This window comes from Paenibacillus sp. FSL L8-0644, from assembly GCF_038008165.1.
Classification (GTDB): Bacteria; Bacillota; Bacilli; order Paenibacillales; family Paenibacillaceae; genus Paenibacillus; species Paenibacillus polymyxa_D.
In genome coordinates, this window is sequence record NZ_JBBOYN010000001.1 from 4,328,607 (window position 1) to 4,342,628 (window position 14,022).

At 46.4% G+C, this 14,022-nt stretch carries 14 protein-coding genes; 4 read left to right on the forward strand and 10 right to left on the reverse strand.

All coding sequences use genetic code 11. From position 1 onward, the window contains the following. Positions 1-34: 34 nt before the first annotated feature. On the reverse strand, positions 35-493 hold the full coding sequence (locus tag NSS94_RS19655; RefSeq protein ID WP_029518260.1) for a chemotaxis protein CheX: 459 nt from the start codon (positions 491-493) through the stop codon (positions 35-37). A gap of 429 nt (positions 494-922) precedes the next feature. Between NSS94_RS19655 and NSS94_RS19660 the strand changes: the two genes are divergently transcribed. The 3 genes from NSS94_RS19660 (at position 923) to NSS94_RS19670 (ending at position 3,591) form a co-directional block, all read left to right on the forward strand. Continuing rightward, positions 923-1,825 carry a LysR family transcriptional regulator gene (locus NSS94_RS19660; RefSeq protein WP_023990132.1) on the forward strand — a complete coding sequence of 301 codons (903 nt, stop codon included), beginning with the start codon at positions 923-925 and terminating at the stop codon, positions 1,823-1,825. 60 nt (positions 1,826-1,885) lie between these two features. Then, positions 1,886-2,695 (forward strand): histidinol-phosphatase, encoded by an 810-nt coding sequence (locus NSS94_RS19665; protein ID WP_039272676.1) that lies wholly within the window; start codon positions 1,886-1,888, stop codon positions 2,693-2,695. 155 nt (positions 2,696-2,850) lie between these two features. After that, positions 2,851-3,591 carry a GTP pyrophosphokinase gene (locus tag NSS94_RS19670; protein ID WP_341039962.1) on the forward strand — a complete coding sequence of 247 codons (741 nt, stop codon included), beginning with the start codon at positions 2,851-2,853 and terminating at the stop codon, positions 3,589-3,591. Positions 3,592-3,628: 37 nt separating this feature from the next. On the opposite strand, the gene NSS94_RS19675 is transcribed toward NSS94_RS19670, so the two are convergent. Further along, positions 3,629-3,901 carry an alpha/beta fold hydrolase gene (locus NSS94_RS19675; RefSeq protein WP_238437842.1) on the reverse strand — a complete coding sequence of 91 codons (273 nt, stop codon included), beginning with the start codon at positions 3,899-3,901 and terminating at the stop codon, positions 3,629-3,631. 263 nt (positions 3,902-4,164) lie between these two features. On the opposite strand from NSS94_RS19675, the gene NSS94_RS19680 reads away from it, so the two are divergent. Next, positions 4,165-5,043, forward strand: a complete 879-nt coding sequence (locus NSS94_RS19680) for an NAD-dependent epimerase/dehydratase family protein (RefSeq protein WP_341039963.1) — start codon at positions 4,165-4,167, stop codon at positions 5,041-5,043. 111 nt (positions 5,044-5,154) lie between these two features. On the opposite strand, the gene NSS94_RS19685 is transcribed toward NSS94_RS19680, so the two are convergent. From NSS94_RS19685 to sdhA, 8 genes are all read right to left on the reverse strand, one after another. Next, positions 5,155-6,606 (reverse strand): MFS transporter, encoded by a 1,452-nt coding sequence (locus NSS94_RS19685; protein WP_341039964.1) that lies wholly within the window; start codon positions 6,604-6,606, stop codon positions 5,155-5,157. 180 nt (positions 6,607-6,786) lie between these two features. Beyond that, entirely contained in the window at positions 6,787-7,791 is a 1,005-nt protein-coding gene (locus NSS94_RS19690) for an AraC family transcriptional regulator (RefSeq protein WP_341039965.1), read from the reverse strand. 182 nt (positions 7,792-7,973) lie between these two features. Next, complete coding sequence (locus NSS94_RS19695; RefSeq protein WP_340956737.1) at positions 7,974-8,582, reverse strand: GNAT family N-acetyltransferase; 609 nt, start codon at positions 8,580-8,582, stop codon at positions 7,974-7,976. Positions 8,583-8,633: 51 nt separating this feature from the next. Continuing rightward, positions 8,634-9,374 (reverse strand): metallophosphoesterase family protein, encoded by a 741-nt coding sequence (locus tag NSS94_RS19700; RefSeq protein WP_029518256.1) that lies wholly within the window; start codon positions 9,372-9,374, stop codon positions 8,634-8,636. A 104-nt stretch (positions 9,375-9,478) separates the two neighbouring features. Continuing rightward, positions 9,479-10,423 (reverse strand): metallophosphoesterase, encoded by a 945-nt coding sequence (locus NSS94_RS19705; protein WP_069012628.1) that lies wholly within the window; start codon positions 10,421-10,423, stop codon positions 9,479-9,481. Positions 10,424-10,487: 64 nt separating this feature from the next. Then, complete coding sequence (locus NSS94_RS19710) at positions 10,488-11,297, reverse strand: aminoglycoside N(3)-acetyltransferase (protein WP_069012665.1); 810 nt, start codon at positions 11,295-11,297, stop codon at positions 10,488-10,490. A 171-nt stretch (positions 11,298-11,468) separates the two neighbouring features. Next, positions 11,469-12,236: a succinate dehydrogenase iron-sulfur subunit gene (sdhB, locus tag NSS94_RS19715; protein ID WP_013311795.1), complete on the reverse strand. Its 768-nt coding sequence runs from the start codon at positions 12,234-12,236 to the stop codon at positions 11,469-11,471. Between the two features lie 18 nt (positions 12,237-12,254). After that, the gene (gene sdhA / locus NSS94_RS19720) at positions 12,255-14,000 is read right to left on the reverse strand and encodes a succinate dehydrogenase flavoprotein subunit (protein ID WP_039272682.1); all 1,746 of its coding nucleotides are present in this window, start codon (positions 13,998-14,000) and stop codon (positions 12,255-12,257) included. Positions 14,001-14,022: the final 22 nt, after the last annotated feature.

The window sequence follows — 14,022 nt, forward strand, 5'->3', positions numbered from 1 at the left end:
TCCCTCCACATTAAAGAAACTTGCTCCTTTAATATTAAGAGATCATCACCTGAATATCCAGCTCACCGATTCCTTCCACCGTGAGCGGAATATAAAGGGCACGCTGAGGCACAAAAGTGGTCAAGTTTTCTGATTTCATGACCTGCGGAGGCGTAATATCCACGACAATTCCCTGACTGGACAAAATCGTACTGGCATTACCACTAATCATATTGCCCAATTCTGAAATTGCGCTTTTTCCCATCTCATCAATTTCAGTCAACACAAATCCGCCCATCATCGCTGATACCATACGTAGCGCCACCTGTTCATTCAGGCCGAACACAATATTTCCGCTAAGCTGTCCGGTCATCCCGATCATAATCCAGATGTGGTCGTCCACCAGCTCGACATTTTTCACACCAAGATTTCCGGATGAAGGAGATACTTGGATCAATTGTTCAATGACCCGTCGCGCCGACTCCAAAAAAGGATTTATCACTTCTGCCTTCACGATCAAAGCGCCCCTTTACGATGGGCTTTTAGACACACAACAAAAGTCCCATTTAAATTAGAATTTTTTAATTAAATATTACTGTAAAACGAATCGATCCTCATTAAAATGCTCTCTATATCACTTATCGACAGCTACCCGGTAATTTTTTATAGCTAAACCACAAAAAATGTGAATAATGTCCTATATCTTTACTTCTTACCGGTTTTAGATTGATTATTTTTGAAGGATATCAGGACTTTAGTCTTTATTTCCCAATATACCACACTTTAAGGTGCTCTGCTTCGATTCATTGCCCTTCCTGCTCGAATAACCTATAATTTAATGAAATAAAGCATAACGACGGTTTTACATATGAACCTATGGATTGGCTAAAAATATTCATTCTATACAGCTGCGATAAGATTAAGAAAAGAGAGGAGGAACTTCATGAACATCAGTCAACTCGAAACACTTATCATGATTTCCAAAACGATGAGCTTCCGCAAAGCCGGAGAACTTCTCAATTTGACGCAGCCGGCGGTGTCCGCCCAAATTAAAAGTCTAGAGGATGAGTTCAAAACCATCCTGATTGACCGCAACCAGCCTGTCACCCTGACCGACCGGGGAGCTGTTTTTTTGGAACATGCCGAGCGCATATTAGAGGTTGTTGAGGAATTAAGGCAAAAATTGTACGATCTAAACGAAACACCACAGGGTCACATTGCGCTGGGTACCACAACATCCATCGCTATTCAAATTTTACCGCGCGTGCTTTCCTACTTTCAGGATCAGTTCCCTCTCATCAAAACCTCCATTCAATCCATGGCTTCCTCCATGATTTATCAGCAGGTGGAGAACGGACTTATTGATGTTGGCATCGGCTATCTGATCGAACGTAATCCTAATTTAAGCACTTCGGTTCTGTATTACGATTCCTTTGAGCTAGTCGTGTCTCCTACTCATCCGCTGGCTTCACAACCACATGCTACCATTGAAGCCCTTCGGGAAATTCCGCTGATTCTGCTCTCTCCTGATACGGTGGGACGAAAATTCGTAGACGATGTATTTAAAAAGCACCAAATCGTGCCTCATGTCGTGATTGAGTTGTCCAGCAGTGAGGAAGTCAAACGGATGGTCGAAATTAATCTCGGTGCGGCCATTATTTCCAGACTATCGGTCACTTCTGAACTGCGTGCAGGCACATTAAAAATGATCCATATTCCTGAGCTGGAAGTTAGTCATCCGGTAGGAGTGATTTATAAATCCGGCCGATATCTAAACTCAGCCATGCAGCAATTTTTAAGTGATCTGAAGGGGATGCCGGAGACGAATTTCACCAGTTCTGAATAACGTAATTCACTATGAACACCATACAAAATATAAACCCTGATTACGAAAGGAAGACAGGCTATGAAATTTGATCTGCACACCCATCATTTCCGCTGCGGTCATGCAGACGGAAACATTCGAGATTACATTGAAGCAGGCATTCAGTCGGGCTTACAAGCGATTGGTATTTCGGACCATTCCCCTTTCCTGGGCAGCGAACAGGATCAGGCTTTTCCTAAAATTTATATGGCTAAGTCACAGCTTGCTGAATACGTAGAAGAGGTACAACAGCTTAAAAAAGAATACGAAGGCCGTATTGACGTGCTCCTCGGATTGGAAACGGATTATTTTCCTGATTTTGCTGAATTATATCGTTCCACTCTGGCTCCTTATCCATTTGATTATCTCATTGGGTCGATTCACAATGTCGAAGGGGACAGCATTTTTAACCGTAACCGTTGGAACAAATTAAGCGACGCTCGTAAAATCGAGGTCAAACAAGCCTACTACACGCTCATTCAGGAATCTGCGCGAAGCGGCATGTTTCAGATTTTAGGCCATATTGACGCAATGAAGGGGAACTTTCCAGCCTTTTCAGACATTCCTGCTGATGAAGCCATTGATGAAACCTTGCAGGTAATTGCGGAATCCAATGTGGCGATTGAAATTAACACTTCGGGTAAAACCAAACTGAGTGGCGGATGGTACCCGTCTGCTTCTATTTTAGAAAGAGCGCACCATTTTGGTGTGGAGGTTACTTTTGGTTCGGATGCCCATAAACCTTCGCGGGTAGGCGATGACTGGGAAGAAGTAAAGGCAATGCTGAAGGATATCGGCTTCCGGGAATGGGTCTATTTTAAAGAAAAACGTAAAATTTCTGTGGCGCTTTAAAATTCAAGGTGGGAATTGCCTCTCCGCAAATCATTTGATCTTACGAACGCTGCTGCAATGGAATTGTTGGGGATTGTAATTTATAAGGTAATAATTCCATTGCAAAGGCGAATGCTTAGCAAGATTATGACATCTATGTGTGAGGAGAATTACATATGCACTTGGAAGATCCTATGGACAAATTTAAAAAGCTAAAGCATGACATCACGCGATTTATGCTAATCTATAAATTTGCGCTCGACGAAATGGAAACCAAGATTGAAATATTAAAGCAGGAATTTCAGGCATTACACGATTTCAGCCCTATTGAGCATACCAAATCACGCCTTAAATCTCCTGAGAGCATCATGAATAAAATGATTCGTAAACATAGCGAGTTATCGCTGGATGCTATCAAAGATCATATCAAGGATATCGCCGGCTTGCGTATTACTTGCTCTTTTATTTCTGATATTTATGATGTCAGTAACATGCTTCAGAGACAAAGTGACTTGAAGGTGCTGGAAATTAAGGATTACATCAAGAACCCCAAGCCGAACGGTTACCAGAGCCTGCATTTGCTGGTTCAAGTTCCTGTATTCATGTCGGATTGTGAGGAGCTAGTCTGCGTAGAGGTGCAAATTCGAACCATTGCGATGGATTTCTGGGCCAGCCTGGAGCATAAAATATTTTATAAGTACAACCAGTCCGTTCCCGAAAGTCTGACACGTGAATTAAAGAACGCAGCAGACTCCGCTAATGCGCTAGATCTCCAAATGGAGCGACTGCATCGTGAAATTAAGGAGATTAAAGACGCTAGAGGTGAAGAGGACTCCATGGAGGAGCTTCGGAAGATTATGATTAATAATCAGCAAATTACGGTGCCGGCCAATTTCTTGAAGCTTCTAGGAGAGTAAGATTAGGCGGTGCTCCACCGCTATGCGAATGATTGGTTCAACGAATCGCATGTTTGTTCAAAAATGAAAGAATAGAATCATTGATTAAGATCGGCTTCTCTCTAAGCATGTGCGGTCGATGACTACAACCCGGAACAATTAGATAACGTGAGTCTTGGGCCCCTGAGCATAATTCTAAAAGCTGCTCTTCTGTGGCGAAATCGTCATGTTCACCCGCGATAAATAATGCAGGGCACGTAATGCTACTTAACTCACTACGTGTCAATTGCGGATATTGGCGCCAATCCTGTGCGCTCTGACGCATAATCAAATTCATCTGCCCCCTCAGGACATGCGACTCCACTACAGCCTATGGTCGTAACGGTCGCAAACATTTGAGGGTGCTTCACCGCACAATATAAAGCCACATTGCCTCGCAGCTGTACCCATTTTTTCGTAATACATTTCTAAATCCTGAATCTCTACGTATGGCATATGATCCTCCTTTTTTTCATTGCGTCCTGTATCTTTTACATTCATTAGTCCGTCTATCTTAATATAAATGAAAACCATTCTAGGAGGAGTGATGTAAGTATGAAAAAGATACTTGTACTGGGTGGAACGCGCTTTTTTGGCAAGAGACTGGTGGAACGTCTGCTAGAGAGTTCCGAGAACTCCGTTACCATCCTCACACGGGGCCAAGCAAGCGATTCGTTTGTTGACCGCGTTCAGCGGATTTGTGCAGACCGTACCGACCCGCAAGCGCTCGCTGAGGCCGTAGGTGAGCAAGTGTGGGACGTTGTTTATGATAATATTTGCTTTTCCCCAGATGAAGCAAGCGAAGCCTGCCGCATTTTTGATGCTAAAGCCAAGAGGTATATCGTGACCTCCAGCCTATCCGTCTATGATTCGAGACCGGAAGTGCTGACAGAGAGCATCTTTGACCCTCAAGCTTACCCGGTTCGCAAGGGCGGGAAAGACGATTTTACATATCAGGAGGCTAAACGGCAGGCAGAAGCAGTTTTTATGCAGCAAGCTACATTTCCTGTAGTTGCTGTTCGTTTTCCAATTGTATTGGGGACAGACGATTATACGAAAAGACTTCATTTTCATATCGAGCATGTTCGTGAAGGAACAGAAATCGGAGTACCTAATGCCGCAGCACAAATCTCATTTATTCGTTCCGATGAAGCCGCAGATTTTCTGTTTTGGCTTGGTCACACTCCTTTAACAGGGCCTGTAAATGCTTGCTCCGACGGTACAGTGAGGATTGGGGAGATCATTTCGATCATTGAGCAGGTAACTGGAAAACAAGCTGTGATGAAAGAAAAAACAGCAGACGAGCACATGTCTCCATTTGGTATTACACAATCGTGGTACATGGATACGTCCAAAGCCCAGTCAGAGGGGTACTCATTTCTCTCCCTAAATGAATGGCTTCCAGAGCTGATAACCAGCCTGACCCGTTCCTAAAAATCATAAAAAAAAGGGGACCCGAAGCTCCGGGTCCCAGCAATATATATATATGATTCAAAGGGGGTCATGTTTATGTTGTACCCACTCTATGTTAAAGTAACTTTGCAGTTATATTTCATTTTTGTAACAAATTGAAATATAACTGAGCACAGCCAAGGCAAGAAGGCTACTCGCTTCCGCAGAAATAGAGAAGGCTCTGATATAATCTGACAGATTAGCTTCTGAAAGCGTGTGATTGAGTGATAAAGAGAACAAGATACCGATCAGAGCGACTCCCAACGAATTAGCCAAGTACATAAAGGTCGTAAACAAGCCTGAACCCGTTCCTGCCTCTTCAGCCGATACAGCCCCAAGGACGACATGGGCCAGTGGCGTTGTGGCCATCCCGAGACCCAGACCATATACACCTAGTATGATGATATTTTGAATATGACATAAATGAATTGCATCTAGATGTAACGATCCAATGAGCAGAAAGCTACAAATCCCCATGATTAGCATACCTGATTTTAACACCTTATTCCCCCACTTCTTTACTAGCCTGGACGACCATAATGAGGTGAGAAAAAAGCCAACACCAAGCGGCAAAAAGACCATGCTTGTGGATCGAACATTGTATTTCAAACCGGATTGTACATAGTAATTTAAAATAAAGAAGAACGAAAACATACTAAGATAGATGACAATTACCGTCAATATCCCCGCGCCGAATGAACTCTTTCTAAATATAGATAGACGAATAAAAGGCGAGCCTTCCCTCTTTTCTTTTCCCATTTGCGTAACTATAAAAGCAACCAAAACCAGAATGGACAACAGCAGACACCCCCATGTCCATAAAGCCCAGCCCTGCTTTTGCCCGGTTGTCAACGGATAGACAAACAGCAATAAACCAAGAAGCAACAGAAAAGCCCCGCCCCAATCCATGTTTGGCACCGCTCTGCCATAAGACTCCGAAATAATAGGACAAAAGAGTACCACTAACAGCCCAAAGGGGACATTAAAAAAGAAAATGATGCGCCAGCCCAGACCGAAAAGGTTCCAGTCTACCAAAAATCCACCCAGAATTAAACCAAGTGTAAACCCAACCCCAATGATAGCTCCGTAAATTGCAAATACCAGTCCCTTCTCTTTGGGAAGAAAGCTACTTTGCATGATAGATAGAACCTGGGGTTGAATCATGGCAGCTGATATCCCTTGAAGCACACGAATCATAATGATTAACGTAGGCTGCGATACGATCCCCCCTAACAGAGCCATCAATGTAAATCCCAACACCCCGATACATAACATGCGTCTTCTACCATACATATCTCCAAGTTTGCCGCCCAATATCAAGGCCACAGCCAATCCCAGAGAATATCCCGTAAATATGAGCTGTGCCTCTGAAAAACTGGCATGCAGGTCCGCCTGCATCATCGGAAGGGCAACCTGCATCATATAGTTGTTCAGTGAAATTAATAAAGTAGGAAGTAAAATAAGAGCTAATGCGTACCAGCGACGCGAATCTACCTGCTGTACTGCTTGAGGATTAGTCATGGCTATGGCAAAACGATCTTTCATTGTAGTTCCTCCAACCTATAATGGGCATCTTTAGTCTTTTCATTTCTCATCTCAACTGATAACCATTATCATCTATAAAGCAAGGAGGTCTCTACCTGCAAAGGTATTTTCTATCCCTATAGAAGGAGCACCAATAAAAAATCCTCCAAACATGATGGACATGCTTGAAGGATTGTTTTATTAAGATTTATTCGTAAATGTATCTGGATTACGTATTTTTTTGATATATTCGCTAGGATTACAACCATAATACTTTCGAAAGGTTGTCGTAAAATTACTGGCGTTGCTGTACCCGATTGAAAATGCCGTCTCTCCAATGTTTAATTGTTCAACTTCCAAGTACCAGAGGGCTTTTTCCATTCTTTGCTTACGCACCATTTCAAAAATAGTCATTCCGAATAAATGGGGGAATCCTTTCTTTAGCTTGAATTCATTAAGCCCAACCTTTCGGGCCAACGCTTGAATCGACAGGGGGTGCTCAAAATGAAGAATGACGAATTCACGAGCCTTATGGAGCTTTGAAATATCTTCACGACTTATAAAATGGCTTGTCCCCCTTGTTACATGTCCATCCATCTCCCCAAATAGTGCAATAAACTCCATTGCCTTACTTTCCATGTATAACCGTTTCATCGTCCCATTGTAGTTACAATGTATCATGTCATAAACACACTTGTGCATGGCGGGCGTATCCGCATAGGCGTCAATATTCCCTTTGTAACGCTGCAACCATGTTTCTATGCTATGCTTTTCTGCAATATCTCCGGCGTAAGAAAATAGCTCTTGTGGAGAACACCTTATTTCCACCATTTGGTGGTGAACTCCTGCCTTCTTTTCCTCATAAACCAGTTCATCCTCTAAATATAAAACATTTCCGGTCAACCGATTGGTATGGCTTTCTTTGCCGTTCCATTCACAGTATATTTCACCGTTTAAGCAATAGCTGAGTTCAAAGAGCGGACAAGCCTCCTGAATATGAAGCTTCATATTCTGTTCAAAGGTGAGATCCGTGACCACGATTTCCATACCTGGACGAATCCGTGTGCGAGTCATACTTCCCTTACCCATATGCGGGGGAATCGTGAGTTGTTGCTCCGATTTTTTATGATGAATATGACCATCCACAAGCTCAGTGAATTGGTCAAATAAATGATGAATGTCTGCACTCCATATATTCAAAGCCAATGCCAGCCCTTCTTTCCTGTTCGGTTCTAACTATAGGATAACAAAAAAAGAGGACCCGAATCATCGGGTCCCAGCAACATATATTATTCAAAAGGGGGTCATGTCTGTATTGTACCCGTCCTGTGTTAGAGTTGTTTTGCAGTTATATTTCATCTTTGTAACAAAATATTCCAATGCCATTTCTATGCATAATCCCCTTGGGTCATCGAAAATACCAATACACTTGGCACCTCTCCTGAGGGATCATAAGCACCAATGGTGCGCAGCAGGCGCATCTTATTTTTAATAAGCACGCGCATGGAAGCCTGATTATCCGCTTGGCAACGACTTTCGATCCGCTGGAGCTTCAAAGATCCGAAACCAAAATCCAGCATTTCTCCCACCACTTCTGTAGCCAGCCCCTGTCCCCAAAAAGGACGATCCAGAATATAGCCCAATTGCGCCTCCCCCGTTCTTTCATTCCATTGCTGAAAAGAGACGATACCGAGCAACGGTGAAGAGGTAAGCTCATTGGATTCACTAAGTAGATTGCTTTCTTCTGTATTTCTCGGATGCCATTCCACCGCAAAATGCAGGGAATCTAGTGAATCGGAAGAAATTTTAATTTGCGCAACCAGACGCCGCATTCGTGCATAGACTGGCTTGCGAATTCGATTCACATATTGGATCACCAATGGATCGGATAGGATCCGTTCCAGCGTGGGATAATCCTCCGTTCTTAGCTGGCGCAATCGGACTCGACGGGTGTAAAGCTCTGGTAGCCCAAGACGAAGCATTTCTCTGGTCAGCACAATGTTCCCTCCTGCGGATGGATTGGCTTTTAGAAATGAATGTTTCCATACTTAATCCAGGTCCTGAATCCCGCGGTAAATTCCTGTACGCAGCTCTCGAATATAATACGGCAAAGAAGGCACATCAGCTTCCTCCGCTTGTTTTACCGCCAGTTCTATATCATAAGGTACACGTACAAAATGAATGGAGAAGGACGTAGGCTGCTCCTCTCCCATCTCCCCCTCTAAAATGCAGTAGGAAGCCTGCGTAACATCCAACGGATTCCCGACACTGCCGACGTTAAAAAGTGTTTTCCCCTGAAAATGCTGGATAAAAGCATTGTGCACATCACCATATCCCACAACATCCGGAGCAAAAGCAACTTTTCCATTTTCTTCTGCTAACGGATCGAACATGGCAAGCCGTTTTTCCGGCTCATCCCATGGCTGCACACGGTGATACACACTTTGCGGCGAGGCATGCACCAGACGGATACGGCGTCCGCTCATTCTGAAATCATAATGAAACGGTAACTGTGCCAAATACTGCACTCGTTCTGCCCCCAAGCGCTCGGCTTGCCAGCTAAAATTGAGATCATCCGTAATACTGACCAGCTCATCCCAATTCCCCCGCACGACCACTTCACAACGTTGACGGACAGCATCCAGAACCTCGCTCGGGCTAGGCCCTTTGCCGATCAGATCCCCCAAACAAAACACACGGCTAATGCCTCGGGAAGCAATATCCTCCAGCACCGCCTCACAGGCAGGCCAATTGCCATGAATATCTGAAATGACAGCAATACGATCCATCTGAACCTCACTCCTTTGTCCGAAACGACTACATCTCTACACTACATTCAAGCCATCTTTATGTAGTTCCAAACTATATGACGAAGATGAAAAAAAATCATGGCCTATTGGCCGGATTTTAGTGTAATGACACTAAGCTCCGGCCTGCACAGCACGCGAATCGGCAGATGTGTCATGCCAATGCCTCGGCTAACATATAGCGGCATTCTCTCCGTTCCCACATGAAATAATCCCTGGATGTACTTGCGTCCACCCGGAGGCGGCATTGGCGCTCCAATGACCGGCAAGCGTACCTGTCCTCCATGCGTATGCCCCGACAATTGAAGATCAAAGGACATTTGCGCCGCCACATCTGCATAGTCCGGCTCATGCATCAGCAGGAGCTTGCACATCTCATCAGGTAGTCCGTGGATGGCACGCTGCGGATTGGGCTTGCCCATAATGTTATCCTCTAAACCGACCATGGCTACACGCTGCCCCGCGCGCTCTACAATCGCATGCTCGTTTCTCAGCAACGTAAACCCGGTTTTCGGATACAATTCCTGTACTCCGGCGGGTAAGCCTCTATAATCATGATTGCCCAGAATAGCAAATTTGCCAAGTGTGGCGTGCATAGAAGCCATAACTGGAACAGCAGCCTTCATGGATACTGCATAGTCATCCACAATATCGCCTGTAAAACAGAGCAAATCTGGCTTCAGACCTGCTATCCGGTCCGCAAGCTCGCGTAAATCCTGCTCATCCATGTGAAAACCCAAGTGCACATCACTAAAATGTACGACCCTGATTCCGTCAAAAGCAGACGGAAGACGAGGGATAGACAAGTTGAAGCGTGTAATTTCCAAATGATTAGGCTCCCATAAGGAAGCATATCCTCCAGCTAGAAGCGCGGTTCCGGCTGTGGCTAAAGCCGCTTTTTTCAAAAAATGGCGGCGCGAAGGATTGGCTGGTTCATTTGAAACGGAACGCCGCGAAGAACCGGGAGGGATAGCGGCCCCCTGATGCGGGCCATCCTGACTCTCGCGGCGGGTGTGCGGCGTCTTCTCCATATGCGTTCCCCCTTGCGATCTATTCCTTGATCTCACTTATTCGAATTCTTACCGTCCAGAAGCTTTAGCGATGGGTGGACAACCACTGCTCCGCATAGTCTACCAAATCACGTTGCCTCGCGAAAAAACATGAAGCCTCCCCAATGTTCACCCGCGTAAAAGCTGAGGGACAGTCCCGTTCAAAATCAAGTCCCAGCTTCTCAAAGTCATCTGAGGTAATATTAAAATCCTGAAAAGATACCCACGCTTTTGCTCCATCCACCATCATAGGAGCTTGATGGGTGATCACTTCACGTCCATTGTAGGCTGTTCGATATTCCGCCAAATGCAGGGACGTGTTGCTGTCATGTCCGCAGCCCAACAGCACTACATAAGCATCTGCCTCGTACAGCTTCGCCAAGGGCGAATGCTCACCCAGTCCAAAGTCGAGCTCATGAGCTGCCAGTAATTCCGAAGCTGTGGGTCCACGTGCCGCCAGAGAAACATGCGGATGCCCGCTGCGCTTGGTTCCCGGCAGGCCACGGAACGTTTCTACAATGACGCCCATCCCTCCGGTCAGCGTCCAGGCCGGATCATAAGCGGGCATTTCCTCGCGTACCAGTTCCCACCATGACTCATCCAGAGGCGGGTTCATCCAAGTCGAGGGATCAGTCAAGTCATGTGACTGTGTCGGCATCACCAGCGTCCCTTCCGGGCCAACTGCTTCGGTTAGTGCGGCAAGAATGACCGAGGCCCCGCCTGGAACAAAGCGTCCAAAGCTGCGCATCGACGAGTGAGCAAGCAATGTCATGCCGCTCCGAACCCCCAGATCCTCTAATCCCTTCAATACATCCGACCTAGTGACAGGTCGATTCGTTATCGGTTGCACAGTCACCTGTCCAGCCTCCTTTTCTCCAAAAACGATACACAATACCATAATTATACCATAACTGCTATCCCGCGCTCCTTCCTCCATGTTACCCTCCATCATTCCTGAGCGCAAAAAACAGGCTTTCTCCAGTTTGAGAAAAAGCCTGTTTGGGCATAACCTATTCGCTGTCTAGTGCTATACAGTCAGCCAGCGCTTGAACATATGCTTGGTCGTTTCCTTGTTCATTTCGGCAATAGAAGTGGTCAACGGAATACCTTTCGGACAAGAGCGTACGCAGTTTTGCGAGTTCCCGCACCCTTCCAGCCCGTCGTCTGTCATCAACGCCTCTAGCCGCTCTTCCTGATTCATTTCCCCTGTCGGATGGCTGTTAAACAGGCGAACCTGAGATATCGCCGCAGGTCCGATGAACGTCGTCTTCTCGTTGACGTTCGGGCAAGCTTCCAGACAGACACCACAGGTCATGCACTTGGACAGCTCATACGCCCACTGACGCTTCTTCTCTGCCATCCTAGGACCAGGTCCCAGATCGTAAGTACCGTCAATCGGAATCCACGCTTTGACCTTCTTGAGCGCATTAAACATCCGGCTGCGGTCAATGACCAAATCCCGAACTACCGGGAACGTGCTCATCGGTGCAATCGTAATCGGCTGCTCCAGCTTATCGACAAGCGCCGCACAAGCCTGACGCGGCTTGCCGTTAATCACCATGGAGCATGCTCCGCATACTTCCTCCAGGCAATTCGACTCCCAGCACACCGGAGCCGTCTCTTTACCGTGGCTGTCCACCGGATTACGCTGAATTTCCATCAGCGCGCTAATCACATTCATCCCCGGACGATAAGCCAATTCGAATTCTTCCGTATAGGGACTGGCTTTAGGATCAGCTTGACGGGTCACAACGAACTTCACTGTTTTATTCGACTTCACTGCTTGCTCCGACATCTAATACACTCCCTTCCGTTATTTGTTCTTGGAATAATCCCGAATGCGTGGCTTGATCAGCGAAACATCCACCGCTTCATACGAGATTTGTGGTCCTTCCGGTGTCCAGTCCGCAATCGTCGTTTTCAGGAAATCCTCATCGTTGCGATCTGGAAAGTCTGGTTTGTAATGGGCCCCACGGCTTTCGTTGCGCAGCAGCGCACCTTTGGTCATCGCTTCAGCCAGCTCCATCATATTCCACAGTTGCCGTGTAAACGCCGCACCCGCATTGTTCCAGCGCGAAGCGTCATTGATGTTAATGTTAGAATAACGCTCCTTCAGCTCCTTGATCTTGTGGATCGTAGCTTCCAGCTTGTCATTATAACGAACCACAGTCATGTTGTTCGTCATCCACTCGCCCAGCTCTTTATGAAGAACATAGGCATTTTCTTTTCCGTCCATATGCAAAATACGCTCATACTTCTCCGTCTGCTGATTGACTGCGGCATCAAATACGGAGGACGCTGTATCCTGTGCAGATTTTTTCAAGCCTTTGATATATTCCACAGCCTTAGGTCCAGCCACCATCCCGCCGTAAATGGCTGAGAGCAACGAGTTCGCACCCAAACGGTTCGCTCCGTGGTATTGGAATTCACACTCACCAGCCGCGAACAGGCCTGGTATATTGGTCATCTGATTGTAATCGACCCACATGCCGCCCATTGAATAATGAACAGCCGGGAATATTTTCATCGGAATTTTGCGCGGATCATCACCGACGAATTTCTCATAAATTTCAATAATGCCGCCCAGTTTTACATCCAGCTCTTTCGGGTCCTTGTGGGACAGATCGAGGTAGACCATGTTCTCGCCATTAATACCCAGTCCATCATCAACGCATACACTGAATATTTCACGTGTCGCAATATCGCGAGGGACCAGATTTCCGTAAGCTGGATACTTTTCTTCGAGAAAATACCATGGCTTACCGTCCTTATACGTCCAAATACGACCGCCTTCTCCCCGTGCCGACTCGGACATGAGACGCAGCTTGTCATCACCTGGTATAGCCGTCGGATGAATCTGGATAAACTCACCGTTCGCATAGCGTACGCCTTGCTGATACACCGCACCGGCAGCTGTGCCCGTATTAATGACGGAATTCGTGGTTTTACCGAAAATAATCCCGGGCCCACCAGATGCCAAAATAACTGCATCCGCCGCAAAAGTCTTCACTTCCATCGTACGCAAATCCTGCCCGCAAATCCCTCGACAGATGCCTTCATCATCCAGTACAGCCTGTAAAAACTCCCAGTTTTCATACTTGGTCACCAAACCCGCAGATTCCCAGCGCCGTACCTGCTCATCGAGAGCGTACAGAAGCTGCTGTCCTGTCGTCGCACCAGCAAAGGCGGTCCGATGATGCTGGGTACCGCCGAAGCGGCGGAAGTCCAGCAGTCCTTCCGGTGTCCGGTTAAACATGACGCCCATGCGGTCCATGAGATGAATGATCCCCGGAGCCGCTTCGCACATCGCTTTTACCGGAGGCTGGTTGGCCAGAAAATCCCCGCCATAGACCGAATCATCAAAGTGAATCCAGGGGGAGTCTCCCTCACCCTTGGTATTTACCGCACCATTGATGCCACCTTGAGCACAAACGGAGTGGGACCTTTTGACCGGAACCAAAGAAAATAAATGAACGTGAACTCCCGCCTCTGCCGCCTTGATCGTAGCCATTAGACCTGCCAGACCGCCGCCCACGACAATAATGTTGGATGCTGCCATTTCTGCTCACTCCTTTTTTTCA